We start from the raw sequence: 15,805 nt of genomic DNA, 5'->3' as shown, positions 1-15,805 counted from the left end.
CCATGACCGAGTTGTCGCAAGTGTCGGTGACGACACTCAAGGGTGTCGGCGAAGCCATGGCCGAGAAACTGGCCAAGGTCGGCCTGGAGAATCTCCAGGACGTACTGTTTCACCTGCCGCTGCGTTATCAGGACCGCACCCGCGTGGTCCCGATCGGCCATTTGCGACCCGGGCAAGACGCCGTGATCGAAGGCACCGTCAGCGGCGCCGACGTGGTCATGGGCCGACGCCGCAGCCTGGTTGTCCGTCTGCAGGACGGCACCGGCGGGCTCAGCCTGCGCTTTTATCATTTCAGCAACGCCCAGAAAGAAGGCCTCAAACGCGGCACGCGCATTCGCTGTTATGGCGAAGCGCGGCCTGGTGCATCAGGGCTGGAGATCTACCACCCGGAATACCGCGCCATCACCGGCGACGAACCGCCGCCCGTGGATGAAACCCTGACCCCGGTCTACCCGCTCACCGAAGGCCTGACCCAACAACGCCTGCGCCAGTTGTGCATGCAAACCCTGACCCTGCTCGGCCCTAGCAGCCTGCCCGACTGGCTGCCGACCGAACTGGCTCGGGACTATCAACTGGCGCCGCTGGCCGATGCGATCCGCTACCTGCATCACCCGCCCGCCGATGCCGACGTCGACGAACTCGCCCTCGGTCATCACTGGGCGCAGCATCGGCTAGCCTTCGAAGAACTGCTGACCCACCAACTGTCCCAGCAGCGCCTGCGCGAAAGCATGCGTGCCCTGCGTGCCCCGGCAATGCCAAAAGCCACGAAGCTGCCCGCTCAGTATTTGGCCAACCTTGGCTTCACGCCGACCGGCGCCCAGCAACGGGTCGGCAACGAAATCGCTTACGACCTCAGTCAGCACGAACCCATGTTGCGGCTGATTCAGGGCGACGTGGGCGCCGGCAAAACCGTGGTCGCTGCCCTCGCTGCGCTGCAAGCGCTGGAGGCCGGTTATCAGGTCGCATTGATGGCGCCTACCGAAATTCTCGCCGAGCAGCACTTCATCACCTTCAAGCGCTGGCTCGAACCGCTGGGCATTGAAGTCGCGTGGCTGGCCGGCAAGCTCAAGGGTAAAAACCGCGTCGCCGCGCTGGAGCAAATCGCCAACGGTACGCCCATGGTGGTCGGCACCCACGCGCTGTTCCAGGACGAAGTGCAGTTCAAGAACCTGGCGCTGGCGATCATCGACGAGCAACACCGCTTCGGCGTGCAGCAGCGCCTGGCATTGCGGCAGAAAGGCGTCGGCGGGCGGATGTGTCCGCACCAGCTGATCATGACCGCAACGCCGATCCCCCGGACACTGGCCATGAGCGCCTACGCCGACCTCGACACCTCGATCCTCGACGAACTGCCCCCCGGCCGTACCCCGGTAAACACGGTGCTGGTCACCGACACCCGTCGCGTCGAAGTGATCGAACGGGTGCGCGGCGCCTGTGCCGAAGGGCGTCAGGCCTATTGGGTGTGCACGCTGATCGAAGAGTCTGAAGAGCTGACCTGTCAGGCCGCCGAAACCACCTATGAAGACCTCACCGCCGCCCTCGGCGAGTTGAAGGTCGGGCTGATCCACGGCCGCATGAAGCCCGCCGAGAAAGCCGCGGTGATGGCCGAGTTCAAGGCTGGCAACCTGCAACTGCTGGTCGCCACCACCGTGATCGAAGTCGGCGTCGATGTGCCCAACGCCAGTCTGATGATCATCGAAAACCCCGAACGCCTCGGGCTCGCGCAGTTGCACCAACTGCGTGGCCGTGTCGGTCGGGGCAGCGCCGTCAGCCATTGCGTGCTGCTGTACCATCCGCCGCTGTCGCAGATCGGCCGTCAGCGCCTGGGCATCATGCGCGAAACCAACGACGGTTTTGTCATCGCCGAAAAAGACCTCGAACTGCGCGGCCCCGGCGAAATGCTCGGCACGCGCCAGACCGGTCTGCTGCAATTCAAGGTCGCGGACCTGATGCGCGATGCCGACTTGCTGCCCGCCGTACGCGACGCCGCTCAGGCTTTGCTCGAGCGCTGGCCGGATCACGTCAGCCCGCTGCTCGACCGCTGGCTACGCCATGGGCAGCAATACGGCCAAGTATGAGCACTGTCGCAGTTTCTGGACCCTGGCTTTAAACAAGCTGGTTATACTCCTGCAATTGTTTGAAAACGGATACAGACCATGACAGAAGCTGCCCTCGCCCCCGAAACCCCGCACGCTCCGTCTGTTATTCGGCTGCTGCTCGGCAAGCTGGGCATCGCCTACGAAGAAGTCCTCGACCATCACGGCCTGAACGCCGCGCGTAAAGTGCAGGCAGTTTTGCTGGACGATGCCGTCGGCACGCTCATGGTGCTGTTCCCCCAGAACCAATTGCTCGACCTCAACCGCCTCGCCGAACTCACTGGCCGCCGGTTGACTGCTGTATCCACCGAACGCCAGGTAAAGATGCTCGGCAAACACAGCCTGAGCCTGCTGCCCGGCCTGCCGGCACTCACCAGCTCGCCGTGCCTGTATGAAGAAAGCCTGCTGCGCGAACCGACGTTGCTAATCAACTCGGGCGAGCCGGGCGTGCTGCTGGAAATCTCCAGCGACGATTTCAAAACCATGCTCACCAAGGCCAGCGCCGCCAATTTCGGCGAAGCTGTGCATAGCATCCGCCCGAACCTCGACCGCCCCGACGATGACCGCGAGGAAATCACCCAGGCCGTGCAAGCGTTCACCGCGCGGCGCATCCAGCAGCGTCTGGAAGAGACCATCGAGATTCCGCCGCTGGCCGAGACCGCGCAGAAAATCATCAAACTGCGCGTCGACCCCAACGCCACCATCGACGACATCACCGGCGTGGTTGAAACCGACCCGGCCCTGGCCGCACAAGTCGTCAGCTGGGCAGCGTCACCGTACTACGCCTCGCCGGGCAAGATTCGTTCAGTGGAAGACGCCATCGTCCGGGTGCTGGGTTTCGACCTGGTGATCAACCTGGCGCTGGGCCTGGCCCTGGGCAAAACCCTGAGCCTGCCCAAAGACCACCCGCAACACACCACACCGTACTGGCAGCAATCGATCTACACCGCCGCCGTCATCGAAGGCCTGACCCGCGCCATGCCCCGCGCCCAGCGCCCGGAAGCCGGCCTGACCTACCTCGCCGGCCTGCTGCACAACTTCGGCTACTTGCTGCTGGCCCACGTATTCCCGCCGCACTTCTCGCTGATCTGCCGCCACCTGGAGGTCAACCCGCACCTGTGCCACAGCTACGTGGAACAACACCTGCTGGGCATCAGCCGCGAACAGATCGGCTCATGGCTGATGCGCTACTGGGACATGCCAGACGAACTGGCCACCGCCCTGCGCTTCCAGCACGACCCAAGCTACGACGGCGACTACGCCGAATACCCGAACCTCGTCTGCCTGGCCGTTCGCCTGCTACGCAGCCGCGGCATCGGCTCCGGCCCGGATGAAGACATCCCGGATGCTTTGCTGGAACGCGTAGGCCTGACCCGCGACAAGGCCAACGATGTAGTCAGCAAAGTGCTTGAGGCTGAAGTGTTGTTGCGTGAACTGGCGTCGCAGTTCAGCCAGTCCTGAAAAGCTTCGTCGGATCGCCGTCCGGAGCCGGCTCGCTCCCACAGGGTTCAAGTGATCCCTATGGGAACGTGGCTCGCCCGCGATGAATCCAGCCCAATCCACCGGATTTATCCCAAGTACCGCACCGCAGACTTCTGAAGCGACCTATTCCCTAGAACGACAATTTTGTTATCTGCCGTTAACTCGCTGCTTTCCACACCCAGCGCCACAATAGAGTCGTGAACGACCCAGCCTTTACCTCCAAACGTTGGATCCAGATCACCGAAAAAGTCATAACGCGCAGCCACCACGTAACCGTCCCCCCCCGATCCAGACACTATGATTTTTCCGCTGTGCTGAAAGACACTTGTCGAGAAGAATAAATTCGGTAAGAAGTCGGCGTACAAGGGTTGGCCTTGGTTGAAGATGAGATTGAAACCTCCATTGGGATTAAGAACTGTTAACAGACCTTCTTTTTCACCGGTTTTACCTGACTCGCCGGAAGCTACAATCAGGCCACTATCATTGAGCTCCACGGAGTTAATAATAGACGTTCGACCATCGATGCCATTGGGGATGAGCACCGTTCCGCCCACGCCGAAAGAACTATCGATGTTTCCCCGTTGGTCATAGCGTTTCAGAAAGGCAACTTCGCGCGAACCCGTAGTCCCTCTAAAACCGCCACTAACCAGCACGCCGTCTCCTTGGGCCGTTAACGATGTGAGGCGAATGCTAGAACCGCCGTCGGGTGAAATTACGACATAACCTCGGTCATTGAAGCCTGTGTCTGATGAGCCGTCGCTGTTAAGACGAAAAAGAACCCCTTCAAAGCCTCTTGCTTCGGAATGCACATGAGCGCAGAAATAAATTTTTGCGTTCTGCTCCGAAACAGCGATTTGTTCGCCCGCGAAATAAACGGCATCAGTCGTCAATTTCTGTTCTGGGCTACTGACAAACCTGACTCCCTGCCCGGCATCAATATCCGGAACTCGAATCGTGGCTAAGCCTCCCTCCCCGAAGGTCTCATCAAGTTGTCCGTTTTTTAATAACTGACAGACATATTTTCTGGTGGAGGCTGTACCGGATTCGTAGCCAGCGATCAGGTAATTGCCATTTCGCAGCACAAGGATGTGGCTCACCAGCATTCTGTAACCAGTAACAGAGACTTCAACCATGCCACCATCGCCAAAGGATGGATCAAGCGCCCCGGCCTCAGTCAGTTGTGCCACCGTAATTGGCTCTTGAAGGCTGGCTCCTGTAAGAACGATTAACTTGTTATTGGGTAGCAGGGCAATAGACCTCGCCCCGTTTGGCAACGCCACAACCCCACCTGTGCCAAAGGACGGATCAAGAGAGCCCGCTGCTGCATTACCTGATATTTGATTCATATTTACGCTCATGGATTGATAGCAGTGATCCGGGGGATCTTTGCCCCCACTTGATCACGCAACAAAACAATCCAGCAACTGTCAGAAGTGACAGTTTTATTATCTCGGCGAGCCAAGTCACTGACATAACGAGCCAATTTTCATGATGGCGGGCCGCAGACTTCAGAATTGCCGCATCTTTAAAAAAATCGCAAACGCCGGCTCGGCACACACACCGGCATTGGGGACACGCTCTTTCCCTGATCGTCGGCTATGCACCCACGACGACAGGAAGCAAGTGCCCTGCTATGATTTGACGGCAAATAGAGGGCTTTCCGATGACCCAAACAGCTGCTGTCAGTGTTGCAAGCCAAGTCCGTAAGCTTGCTAAAGAAAACAAGGTCACTGCTGGACGTGACGGCATGAGTCGTATGGCCGTGAGCATTACCCGTTTGGCTGGCGATGTCGTCGAGCTGGATGGCATCGAACAGTTGCTCGTCAATCTCAAGAGAAAAGGCGTTCTGAGCAAGTCTGAAATCCTGGCGCTCCAAGGGCGTTATCTTCAGGAAAGGCGTGCACAGAAACGTAGCGCATGACTTTTGATCCGTTCGGCGACTTCGAAGCTGCTGGATACCTTCAAAACTCGCTGCAACTGAAAGATCCCACTGAAGTAAAAGAGTCAGAGCATCTTTCGTTCGAATTGAGTATCGAAGATGCGCTTGCCTATTTGGCCAAGAAAAAGCCAATCGATTACAAGGCTGTACTCAAAGTTCACGAAATCCTGTTCTCCGGCTTCTATCACTGGGCAGGAAAAGACCGGAACGAGCTTGTCCCTCACCTGGCAGTCTTCAAGGGCTCCTACGACGATCCCCGAAGCACCGTCTTCGAGCGCCCGGACTCCATCAAAATGTCTGTCGACTATGCGCTAAAGCTAGCAGCAGACAAGAAACGCTTCAGAGCCCATCCCGGCGGAGTGATGGGCCAGCTGGCTTTCGCACATCCCTTTCTGGACGGCAACGGGCGCACGATTCTATTAGTCTTCATGGAACTCTGTTATCGAGCCAAGTTCGCCATTGACTGGTCAGGGACAAGTAAAGACGACTACCTGCGGGCACTCAGCGATGAAATCCGAGAGCCTCGCGAGAGGCATCTCGATCACTACCTCAACCCGTTCGTAATCGATATATCCAGTCGTGACGAGTGGCCAGAGACCATCAGTGGTATCAGAGGCCTGGATGGCCTGGACAAGGAAGACATCACATACGAGAACCTGGACAACCCGCAAGTCCAGCAGATCTACAAGACATACCGGGCCCAACCATTCGACGCCAGCGGGCCTCCTGAGTCGGATGGCTGAAGAGGCTAGCTTGCTCTCCCGGCGAGCTACCTGAAAGACCTACGCCTTCGGCTTGGCCTTCTTCGGCTTCAAATACTTGGTCAACCCCTGAAACCAGATCACCAACGCCGGGTTGCCCTTGATCTGAATCGACTTGTCCTGAATCCCCGTCATAAACGCCAATTGCTTGTTCTTCGCCTGCATCGTGGCAAAGCCATACGCCGCGTCTTTAAACGCAATCGCAAACGCCGGCTCCGCATACACCCCAGCCTTGCTAGTAATGCGCTGGTCCTTCACAAAGAAATGCCGCGCCACTTTCCCGTCCAGGGTCTGTAGCTGAAACACCAATGCCTTGTCACCCAACTGCTGCTGAAACGCAGGATTAGTCCGACTGGCCTTACCCATCAACAAACCCAGCATCCACAGAAGAAAACGAAATTTCATGCGCACAGCCTCAAGAGAAAAGTGAACGGCCGGCGCAGTGTAGCGGCTTCAAGCAAGAACGCCACCATTGCGCAGTGTTAGAAGACGATGTCGCACTTTTTGACGCCGATGACTACCAAGTCATTGACGAAACGCTACTGTTTAAAAGCCGAGAGCTAATGGTCTTTCTACCCTCGACTCCATCGGACATTTCCTTCAACACGCGGCGCTGTTCATGAACTAGGCAGCCCTCCGCTTCACCGCTAACCTCTATTCGTCACCGCAAAATCGGTGACTCGGACGTGCAAGTCTGGCCTGGTGCATAATCGTTTATGGCTATTCATCGAGCGTTTTCTTATGCTCGCGAATCGTTATGGCGACTGTGCGTGGGAGACCTTCGGGTCTGCCGGATACTCCGGGCCGGTCTTGCACACCTATGCACAGTTGCCACCTCTTTCGAAGTGCGAGCGAAACGGTGTCAGCTCCTATTACCGGAAGATACCTATGATCAAGCCAACACCGAATCCCCCAGAAAACTCAGCCACATCCCCCTACGAATCCTTCGATTCGAAAAAACTCCACGAAGCCGCCGAACGCGCCACCATTTCGCCCCACCACCCAACGACAAACCCAAGCGCAAAGGCAAACTCTTCACCGTCTCCCCCGACATCGATACCGAAGCCCTCTTGGCCAACGCCTCCGAAGACCTGAAGTCCATCAGCGCCATCGCCGCCGATCTGGCTGACGACATCGACGGCACTCGAAGATCAGTAGCCTTGGCGCTCAGCAGAATGGCTGATGGGGTTCAGTTGTTAGTGGAGCGAGCGCTGGATCACATTGATTCGCCGAATCCAGCGGAGCATCGGGCTAAGGCGTAACGGAATCGCGGAAAGAGAAAGGGGACGCTAAGTCTAATGCCAATCAGTTAAGGGTAAATCGGACTTGTAGGAGCCACGCTTGCCGGCGAAGGCGTCCTTAAGAGCGCCTTCACCGGCAAGTCGGATCGCCGCACCGCTGGCTCCGCGGTTCATTCGCTTAATTGTCGCCCACGTAGTCTTCGACGGTCGGACTGAAGTGCGTTTCGTTAGAAGGACTGAACATCGTGCGCTCCCTTCCCTGTTCGAATGTCATCCATTACGCCGAAAGACAAAGCGTTGCAACCAGGACGGGTTGGCGATCATCGCGTCATGCAGTTCACGGGCGCTGATACTGCGCTGCGCCGCATCGAAAACCAGCGCTGTTCGCAGGGCTGGCCAGCAGTGTTTCGGCAGGTTTCGGGGGGCGTGCAGCTCACGCTCGAGGCGCCCGGCGCGGGCCTCGGTCGAGGGCAAGCGGCGGAACGGGTGTTTGCCGCACGCCAGTTCGTAGATCACGCAGGCCACGCCGTACACGTCCGCGCTGGCCGACAGCGTCTGGCCTTCGAGCAGTTCGGGGGCGGCGTAGCCGGGGGTCCAGGCGTTGAAGCGGTTGCGGCTCAGGTGCGGCAGGCCGGGCAAGATGCCCTCTTGCGCCTGGCCAAGGCCGAAGTCGAACAGGCGCACACCTTCTTCGCTGAGCATCACGTTGCTCGGCTTCATGTCACCGTGCAGCACGCCGCGAGCGTGGGCGTAGGCCAACGCGTCGAGCAGCGGCAGCGCGATGTCACGCAGCTCTTTCCATGGCAGGCCCAGGGGCCGCTCGCAGAGTAATTTGTCCAGGGCCAGCCCACGCATGAGTTCCATGGTGATGAAGGCACGCTGGCAATCGGTGTCCACTTCAAAGGTGTGCAAACGCAGCACGTTGTCGTGGCGCAGTCGTCGGGTCAGGGCGAACTCGCTGTAGAGCAAGGCGCTGGCGTCCGGCGATTCGGCAAATTCTTCGCTGAGGATTTTCAGCGCGATGTAAGGGTCGGGATCGCCGAACTGTTCGCTCAGCAAGTCCCGTGCACGGTAAACCGCGCCCATGCCTCCGGCACCAAGCAGGCGCTCGATGCGATAACGCCCCGCCAGCACGTCCGGCAGTTCACCGACGCTGGCCCGGGTCGGCGCCAGCGCAGACTCAGCCTTATGCGGCTTTCCGTTTAGAGGCTTGGTGAAGGCGAAGAAAGTCAGGTTATTGGCTTCTTCCTCGGTCACCAGCCGGTCGTCGATCAGTGGCATGAGTTCAGTCATTGGCGGATCACCACGGCAGTCAGGTTGTCCCGGGCCGAGCCACGCAGCGCGCCGTCGAACAGACGCTCCAGCGCTACGTGCGGCGCGGTCAGGCTGAGAGCGCTGCCCAGGGCATCGCTGCTCAGCCCTTGATACAAACCGTCGCTACACAATAGAAACGCATCGCCGGGATAGACCTCGAGTTCCAACACATCCAGCGTCAATTGCTCGGCAGCGCCGACCGCACGGGTCAGCGCATGAGCGACAGGATGCGCACGAGCGTCTTCGACACTCATGTTCTGCTCGTCGATCAGTTGCTGTTGCAGCGAATGGTCCTTGGACAGCTGATACAAGCGCTGGCCGCGCCACAGGTAGCAGCGGCTGTCGCCGGCCCAGATGCAGGCCGCGCGATTGCCTTTCACCAGCAGCGCCACCACGGTGCTGCCCATGATGCTGTCGTGACGCCCGGCGGTGACGGTCAACTCCTGACCCAAACGGCGGTTGAGCCAGTGCAGGCACTGGCGAATACCTTTGAGTCGTTCGTCGAAGTCGTCCTGCACCGGCAGTTCCGCCAGGCTGGCGACGATCAACTGGCTGGCGATGTCGCCACCCTGATGACCGCCCATGCCATCCGCGACCACCCACAGCCCCTGCTGTGGACAGTCGAGAAAAGCATCTTCGTTGCGCGCCCGAACCTTGCCCGGATCGGTACGCGCAGCGCTGCGCCAAGGACTGGCAACCAGCATCAGAGCTGCACCGGCATACGGAAAGTGCGCAGCACGCCCATGTCGAACGGGTTCGGTGTGTGCTGGCTCGACAGCAAGTAGTTGGCGCGCAGGCCACCCACGTCAGCCTTGAGCACTAGCACGTCGCGACCGGTCAGGTACTCGGTCTGCATCAGGTCGAACAGACGGAACAGCGACCATGGGCCGGTGTTCTTCTCGATACCGATCGGGCGACCAGCCATTTTGTCGAGGATCAGGCTGGTGCGACCGTCTTCAGCGTCGGTCGGCCATTTGAACGACACCGGCACGATAGGGCCGTGACGGTATTCAATGGTCTTGTCGCCAAACTTGAACTCGGAACGGCTGACGGCCGGGTCGAGGGTGTACGGCTCCAGTTTGAACTGCACTTGCGGCTCGGCCGGGTTGCTGGCGAAGAAGCTCTGGCGGATCACTTGTGCCGCGGCCATCTGGTCGAGGTAGACCTTGGAGATCGGCATGCTGTGACCGTCAATGCTGCGCAGGCGATAGTTGTATGGGTCGCCACTCACGAACGGACGCATGTAGTTCTCGAAGAAGCGGTCGGCGATGCCTTGGGCTTTGAAGAACTCGCGAAAGTCGCTGATCGCAACGTCGCTGGTGCTGTGGGCGCTGAACGGGTAACGCTTGTTGATCGCCTTGCCGTAGAAGCTGTACAGCTCGCTCTGATAACGCTGGTTCAGATACTGGTAGGAATCGTTGAGTACCAGACGCCAGGTGTCTTCGGCCAGCACGTTGAACCACACGCTGACAGGACGCGGCAGACGGTTCGACGCGTTGCGCAAGTTGCTCAGCGCATCACGCTGGCCGCTCATGCGGGTCTTGGCCATTTCGAACGCAGCCTGCTCCGGCGCGCTGGCACGGGCCAGGCTCGACAGTTGCAGTTGCAGATCGTTGAGTGCTTGCAGGGCCGGGGTCAGATCAGCGGCGGGGCCGTTGTTGTCATCCAGCAAACGGTGCAGCGGTTCGAAGCGACGTTGCAGGGATTTCTTTGCGGTGTCGGGCAGCTGCTTTGCCCTATGAGCCGCCATGTCCGACGCTTTGTCCGCGGCGGCCGCAGCGAGTTTGCCCAACTTGCCGCCCTTCTCGCCCAGTTTGTCAGCCGCTTCGGCGGCTTCATCAGCACTGTCTGCGATGACCTGGAAACGGGTGTTCTCACGCACTTCCACCAGCAGCTGCAGCACCGGCGAGTTGGCGGAGGTCAAGCCAGCCAGTTGCTCAGCGCCTTCACCAGCATCGTTGATCGGTGGCAATGCCACCTGGCCGACCGCTTCGCTCCAGAAGTTGGCGTAGTCGCGAAAGTACAACTGCTCCAGTTCGACCATCAGGCGACGCAAGTCCATGCCGCTGATGCCCGAGCCTTCGCCCAGCACCCAGTTATCACGCAGGATATCGGTAACCAGCGCAGTGCCCTGGATCGAGAAATACTGCGTGTAACCCTGTTGGGTGTAGAACCCCGGAATCACGTAATCGGTGCCGACAAACAGCGCACCCTGTGGGCCCAAGTGTTGGCTGAAACGGTATTCCGGCAGATTGCGAGCCTGCTCGCGCAGCATCCGGTAAACCACGTTGGCCAGCGACTCGCTGCGCAACACCTGACGGGCCTGCGTCACCAATTGATCGTTCAGCGGGTAGATAAACGGCTGCTTGAGCAAGCGCTCGAAGTGGCTGTTCAAGCCGTTCTGCACCGCCGTGTTGCTGGCGTAACGCAGGGACCAGTCAGTGGCGACCCAATCCTTGAGCCACGTAGCATCGCGGCGATCTTTCATGTTCAGCATCAGGTACGCACGCAGGCTGTTGAGCAGGCGTTCGCGGTCCTTCATGTTGGCGCGGATTTCCCCTTCCAGCAGCGTTGCAACCCGTGGCAGCAGTTGCGCTTCAAGTTCACGCTCGTAGGCGCTCTTGACCACCGGATTGGCGTCTTCGCCTTGGTACAGGCCGCCGCGCTCGTGGTACGACACGTCACCTTTTTTCGGGAAGACCTGGGTCGCCGCATAGCGGGTGTCGAGGGTCTTGAGCACCGCCATGGAGTCATCACGCGCAGTCAGGGCCGAGCGTTGCTGATTCCATTTCTGTGCCAGGGAACGCAGGTTTTCCAGACGCTCATAGTTGGCCGAGAAACCGCCAGCCCACAGCATGCCGAACAGCGCCAGTGCCGCCAGCGCACCAACGTAGAGGGCACGTTGGCCCCAATGGATACGGCTGCGCTCGCGCTTGTCCAGACCGGCCAGATCGGCCTCGGGGAAAATCACCCGGCTGAGCAAATGGTGGATGAACCGCGAACGGCCACTGCGCAGGGTCGGCAGCACGCCAGCGTTCATGCCCAGGTTCGCGCCGATGCCGGCGGTGGTCTGGTCCATCTCTTGAGTCAGGTGCGGTGCGCTGGTCAGGTAGAAACCGCGCAACTGGCTGACGCGCTGGTAGCGGTTGCCGGTGAACGCCATGTCGACGAACAGGCACAGGCGCTCGCCGATCTGCCCCAGTTGGTGCGGGAAGTCGAGGATGCGACCGCGGCGCTGGGTGTCGCGCTCCTGGTGCATGCGCATGATCACCTGGCTGTTCAGGCAACGCAGCAGCTCTTCGAACTCGGCGCGCAGCACGGCCACGTCAGTACCGCTCTGCTCTTTGCGGAAGCTGGTGCCGAGTACCTGATCGCTTTCTTCGCGGGTCAGCTGATCGAAGAATTCGTCGAAACCGAGCAGGCGATCGGTCTTGCTCAGCACCAGATAAATCGGCACGTCGACATGCAGTTTCTGATGGACGTCTTGCAGACGCGCACGCACCTGGCGGGCCAGGGTGTCGAGGTCTTGCTCGCTGCCGCCCAGCAGTGTTTCCACCGGGATGGTCACCAGCACGCCGTTCAACGGACGGTTGCGGCGGCGCTTGCGCAGCAGGTCGAGCAAGGTGCTCCAGGCGCTGCCATCGACTTCGGCATCCGGCTGGGTCAGGTAACGCCCGGCGGTGTCGATCAGCACGCCGCGATCGGCGAAATACCAGTCGCAATGCCGAGTGCCGAGAGTGTCGCGGGTGAGTTTGCGGTCGATCCTGTTGATCGGAAACTCAAGGCCCGAGAAGTCCAGCAGGCTGGTCTTGCCGCTACCCTGCGGGCCGATCAGCAAGTACCAAGGCAAATCACTGCGCCAGCGTTCGCTGCGACCGCGATACAGGCTCGAGGTCTTCAGGGTTTTCAACGCATCCTTGAAGCGCACGCGAAGCTCTTTCTGCTCTTCGTCGATCAGCTCTTCGCGGCGGATACGGTCCTGGCCGTCTTCGGTTTCTTCGATGGCCTTCTTGCGCACACCGGCGCGCCAGCTGACGAAGACCATGGTCAGGCCCCAGATCAGGAACAGCACACTGATGGTCAGCAGGCGGGAGGTCGAACCTTCCCAGAACTTGTAGTCGTTGACCGCCAACAGCGGCCCGACGAACCACACCAGCAGCGCGACAAACAGCACCAGCAGCAGGGTCCAGATCCAGGTCTGGCGCAGGAATGCGCCGACTTTCTTGAAAAACTTCTTCATCACACGTCCCTGTTTACGGCTGCGACTGCGGCTGAACCGCGGCCGGATCAAGCTGCTGATAAGGTTGCAGAACGGTTTCGCGTTGCTCGCCCAGTACCCAGGCGAAGCCCGAATACATCACCACCAGGCAGACCACGGTGAACAGCACCACCATCCACGCCGGCACGATGCGCACCAAACTTCGGCGCTGATCGTTCAAACCTTCCCAATGCGGCGACAGCTCACGAGGCACGTCGCCGCGCAGTTGACGAATCTGCCGATACAAGGCGTCGCGGATGCCTTCAAGCTCGAGCATGCCGCGGGCTTGTACCCGGTATTTGCCTTCGAAACCGAGGGACAGGCACAGGTACATCAGCTCCAGCATCGACAGGTGCTTGACCGGGTTTTTCGACAGGCGATCCAGCAGCTGGAAGAACTTCTCGCCACCAAAAGTTTCGTTGTGGAAGCTGCTGAGCAGACTCATCTGCGACCACTCGCTTTCGTTGCCCCACGGTGTGGTGACGACGGCTTCGTCGACCACGGTGCAGAGCACGTAGCGGGCGGCCATCACCTGGCTGCTTTCGGCGCCGTTGTGCAGCGCCCGCACTTCAAACAGCTTCAGCCCGGCGGTCAGTCGCTCGTTGAGTGCGTACATGTCTTCGCGGGTGTCGCTGTGCTTGAGCCGCACCACTTCCGACAGCAAGTCGGACGCCGCGGCCACCAGCGAATTGAGGCTGATATTGAACGCTTCGGCCGGGCGCAAACGCGCGGCGTAGATCATCCGTTCTTCCAGCTGTTCGAAACGCGGCGGTGCAGCGAAGTCAGTCAGCGGACTCGACGCCGGGCCGTGGCCCTGGCGGTCGAGCAGGACGGTTTTGTCGTCCTGGTTATGTTCCATGTCCTTGATCATGTCGGTCAGTTCCTGATGGCCCAGAATTTCAGTTCAAGCTCGGCGAATTCGCCGGACACGTGGAACGCGAAGCCGCCGGAGCGCTCGAGTTGCGCCAGGTCTTCGGAACTGAGTTCGAGGATGAAATAGGTTTTGTTGGAGTGGAACGCGATCTGCCGTGGGGCCACCGGCAACGGTTTGACCTTGATGCCGGGCAGATGCAGGTTGACCAGTTGGCGGATGCGCTCCACCGGGCCGACCTTGAGGTGCGCCGGCAAGCGATGGCGCAGTTCTTCGGAGTCGCAGTTGGCGCTGGCCGCGAGCACGAACGACGCCGAGCCCAGCAGTTTGTGGTCATGCAACGGCGACACGATGATCCCGTACTGACGCGCTTGCAGCACCAGTTCAATGGCGTGCTGTTCGAGCACCATCGACAGCACCTGACGAATCGCTTCCATCAGTTTGCGGAAGCTCGCGCCCTGGTCGCTGTGCTGGTAACGGCTGTCCAGCCGCGGGCGTTTGCTGTCGCTGGAAAACGTCGCCAGATCGCCGAGCATGGTCAGCAGCGTGCGGTACAACTCTTCGGGGTGAACCTGTTCCAGGCCGAGGTAATGGCGCAGCAGCATTTCGGTGCGGTTGATCAGTTGCAGCATCATGAAGTCGCCGATTTCCGCACCACCGACCTTACCGTTGGAGCGGATCCGGTCGGCGATGGCGTCGCCCCGGTGGCCGAGCATGCTGATGACTTCTTTGAGGCACGACAGCAAGTAGCTGGAAGAGTGCGCCTGAATGTAGGTCGGCACGAAGTCCGGGTCGAGGCTGATCACGCCGTCGGGCGTGGTGTCGAGCACTTCGCAGATTTTCAGCTTCACGTAGGCCTGGTCGCTCTGCTGCTCGCCGAGCAACAGTTTGAAGTCCGGACGACCGCAGCTGACCTGGCTGGCGGAGTCGTCGCCGGCGTTGGAGTCGGCGACTTCCGCGTCGTACGCGGTGTAGCGCGCCAGCACGTCGGACTGCTCCGGGCGGCGAGACTCGATGTGGTTACCGGTCACCAATGGCAGCGCCAGATAGATTGGCGTGTTGCCAGTGTTCGGCGGCACGTCCATGGCCAACGGCTCGGTGTCGCCGCCGAGTTCGAACAGGCTGCCGTCCGGCAGAATCCCCGAGGCCTGGCTGATCACCAGTTTGCCCATGTTGAGGAACTGCAAGTCGATTTCCAGGTTGAGGAAGCCCCAGATGTAGCTGCCCAGCAACTGGGTACGGGTCTTCATCTGGTGGTCGTAGTAACGATCGTTGTGCTGGAAGTGCTGCGGACGCAGCAGCATGCCTTCCTGCCAAATGACTTTATGGGCATTCATGATCAGTCATCCGCCTTGGCGAGCGTTTCATGGGTATTGCGGATGCCGGCCTGATCGAGGGTCAGGTCAGCCTCGGTGACTTCCACCGGAGTGATTTGCACCGTGTAGCGCCATTTGGTTTCCGGCAGGTCACGATAAGCCGCGAGCACGCCGACGTAACGGCTGCCCTCCTCCACGCTGAGCTTGAGTTCGGCGGTTTCACCCGGGCGCAGTTCGAGTTCTTCGCTGGCCACCAGGTCCGGGGCCAGGGATTCCTTGGCGCGTTCGTAGAGGCTGAAGAAATCAGCGTTCTCGAACGTCACCGGGTGCTTGAGCTCCAACAGACGCACGACAATCGGCGACGGACGACCATTGAGGTCCGGGTTCAACTGATCGCTGGCGGTCAGCTTCAGGTTGAGTTTGGTCACGGTGGAATACGGCGACAGCGACGAGCAACCGGCCAGCAGCACGAGGGCAGTGAGCGCAGTCAGCGTCTTGAAAAAAGCGGTCGAGCAGCGAGACATGCG

General features: G+C 60.0%; 12 protein-coding genes and 1 pseudogene. 5 read left to right on the top strand and 8 right to left on the bottom strand.

Annotation, left to right across the window (positions count from 1 at the left end; all coding sequences use genetic code 11):
• The first annotated feature begins 2 nt into the window (after positions 1–2).
• Together recG and BK662_RS06610 are read left to right on the top strand one after the other, a co-directional pair.
• Positions 3–2,078 carry an ATP-dependent DNA helicase RecG gene (recG, locus tag BK662_RS06615; protein WP_123357411.1) on the top strand — a complete coding sequence of 692 codons (2,076 nt, stop codon included), beginning with the start codon at positions 3–5 and terminating at the stop codon, positions 2,076–2,078.
• Between the two features lie 78 nt (positions 2,079–2,156).
• On the top strand, positions 2,157–3,557 hold the full coding sequence (locus BK662_RS06610; RefSeq protein ID WP_123357410.1) for an aminoacyl-tRNA deacylase and HDOD domain-containing protein: 1,401 nt from the start codon (positions 2,157–2,159) through the stop codon (positions 3,555–3,557).
• 107 nt (positions 3,558–3,664) lie between these two features.
• Here the strand turns inward: BK662_RS06610 and BK662_RS06605 are convergent, their stop codons facing one another.
• Positions 3,665–4,924 (bottom strand): NHL repeat-containing protein, encoded by a 1,260-nt coding sequence (locus BK662_RS06605; protein ID WP_185047089.1) that lies wholly within the window; start codon positions 4,922–4,924, stop codon positions 3,665–3,667.
• A 317-nt stretch (positions 4,925–5,241) separates the two neighbouring features.
• Here BK662_RS06605 and BK662_RS06600 point away from each other — a divergent pair, with 317 nt between their 5' ends.
• Both BK662_RS06600 and BK662_RS06595 read left to right on the top strand, forming a co-directional pair.
• Positions 5,242–5,499, top strand: a complete 258-nt coding sequence (locus BK662_RS06600) for a hypothetical protein (RefSeq protein WP_123357408.1) — start codon at positions 5,242–5,244, stop codon at positions 5,497–5,499.
• Positions 5,496–6,260, top strand: coding sequence for a Fic/DOC family protein (locus tag BK662_RS06595; RefSeq protein ID WP_123357407.1), 765 nt, complete (start codon positions 5,496–5,498; stop codon positions 6,258–6,260). Before BK662_RS06600 ends, BK662_RS06595 begins: the two co-directional genes overlap by 4 nt.
• Before the next feature lie 39 nt (positions 6,261–6,299).
• On the opposite strand, the gene BK662_RS06590 is transcribed toward BK662_RS06595, so the two are convergent.
• Positions 6,300–6,683, bottom strand: a complete 384-nt coding sequence (locus BK662_RS06590; RefSeq protein ID WP_123357406.1) for a helicase — start codon at positions 6,681–6,683, stop codon at positions 6,300–6,302.
• Between the two features lie 483 nt (positions 6,684–7,166).
• On the opposite strand from BK662_RS06590, the pseudogene BK662_RS06585 reads away from it, so the two are divergent.
• Positions 7,167–7,540 (top strand): annotated as a pseudogene (locus BK662_RS06585) (DUF6124 family protein).
• A gap of 249 nt (positions 7,541–7,789) precedes the next feature.
• Here BK662_RS06585 and BK662_RS06580 read toward each other — a convergent pair.
• From BK662_RS06580 to tssJ, 6 genes are read right to left on the bottom strand one after another with little or no spacing between them, the layout of a single operon-like run.
• Positions 7,790–8,812: a serine/threonine-protein kinase gene (locus tag BK662_RS06580; protein WP_185047088.1), complete on the bottom strand. Its 1,023-nt coding sequence runs from the start codon at positions 8,810–8,812 to the stop codon at positions 7,790–7,792.
• A complete protein-coding gene (locus BK662_RS06575) occupies positions 8,809–9,537 on the bottom strand; it encodes a PP2C family protein-serine/threonine phosphatase (RefSeq protein WP_123357405.1) in 729 nt (242 codons plus the stop codon). Before BK662_RS06575 ends, BK662_RS06580 begins: the two co-directional genes overlap by 4 nt.
• Positions 9,537–13,073, bottom strand: a complete 3,537-nt coding sequence (tssM, locus tag BK662_RS06570; RefSeq protein WP_123357404.1) for a type VI secretion system membrane subunit TssM — start codon at positions 13,071–13,073, stop codon at positions 9,537–9,539. The genes BK662_RS06575 and tssM overlap by 1 nt, the downstream gene beginning before the upstream one ends.
• A gap of 13 nt (positions 13,074–13,086) precedes the next feature.
• The gene (gene icmH / locus BK662_RS06565) at positions 13,087–13,962 is read right to left on the bottom strand and encodes a type IVB secretion system protein IcmH/DotU (protein WP_123357403.1); all 876 of its coding nucleotides are present in this window, start codon (positions 13,960–13,962) and stop codon (positions 13,087–13,089) included.
• A 5-nt stretch (positions 13,963–13,967) separates the two neighbouring features.
• Positions 13,968–15,299 (bottom strand): type VI secretion system baseplate subunit TssK, encoded by a 1,332-nt coding sequence (tssK, locus tag BK662_RS06560; protein WP_123357402.1) that lies wholly within the window; start codon positions 15,297–15,299, stop codon positions 13,968–13,970.
• Positions 15,300–15,301: 2 nt separating this feature from the next.
• Positions 15,302–15,802 carry a type VI secretion system lipoprotein TssJ gene (gene tssJ / locus BK662_RS06555; RefSeq protein ID WP_123357401.1) on the bottom strand — a complete coding sequence of 167 codons (501 nt, stop codon included), beginning with the start codon at positions 15,800–15,802 and terminating at the stop codon, positions 15,302–15,304.
• Positions 15,803–15,805: the final 3 nt, after the last annotated feature.

This window comes from Pseudomonas frederiksbergensis, assembly GCF_003732275.1.
GTDB classification, from domain to species: Bacteria; Pseudomonadota; Gammaproteobacteria; order Pseudomonadales; family Pseudomonadaceae; genus Aquipseudomonas; species Aquipseudomonas frederiksbergensis_H.
This window is presented reverse-complemented; position numbering and strand designations above follow the sequence as displayed.

Bases quoted from the DNA above. Each gene is read 5' to 3' on its own strand.
- BK662_RS06600 (WP_123357408.1), top strand. From the start codon at position 5,242: ATGACCCAAACAGCTGCTGTCAGTGTTGCAAGCCAAGTCCGTAAGCTT.
- BK662_RS06580 (WP_185047088.1), bottom strand. From the start codon at position 8,812: ATGACTGAACTCATGCCACTGATCGACGACCGGCTGGTGACCGAGGAA.
- BK662_RS06575 (WP_123357405.1), bottom strand. From the start codon at position 9,537: ATGCTGGTTGCCAGTCCTTGGCGCAGCGCTGCGCGTACCGATCCGGGC.
- BK662_RS06590 (WP_123357406.1), bottom strand. From the start codon at position 6,683: ATGAAATTTCGTTTTCTTCTGTGGATGCTGGGTTTGTTGATGGGTAAG.
- recG (WP_123357411.1), top strand. From the start codon at position 3: ATGACCGAGTTGTCGCAAGTGTCGGTGACGACACTCAAGGGTGTCGGC.
- BK662_RS06605 (WP_185047089.1), bottom strand. From the start codon at position 4,924: ATGAATCAAATATCAGGTAATGCAGCAGCGGGCTCTCTTGATCCGTCC.
- tssJ (WP_123357401.1), bottom strand. From the start codon at position 15,802: ATGTCTCGCTGCTCGACCGCTTTTTTCAAGACGCTGACTGCGCTCACT.
- tssK (WP_123357402.1), bottom strand. From the start codon at position 15,299: ATGAATGCCCATAAAGTCATTTGGCAGGAAGGCATGCTGCTGCGTCCG.
- tssM (WP_123357404.1), bottom strand. From the start codon at position 13,073: ATGAAGAAGTTTTTCAAGAAAGTCGGCGCATTCCTGCGCCAGACCTGG.
- BK662_RS06595 (WP_123357407.1), top strand. From the start codon at position 5,496: ATGACTTTTGATCCGTTCGGCGACTTCGAAGCTGCTGGATACCTTCAA.
- icmH (WP_123357403.1), bottom strand. From the start codon at position 13,962: ATGATCAAGGACATGGAACATAACCAGGACGACAAAACCGTCCTGCTC.
- BK662_RS06610 (WP_123357410.1), top strand. From the start codon at position 2,157: ATGACAGAAGCTGCCCTCGCCCCCGAAACCCCGCACGCTCCGTCTGTT.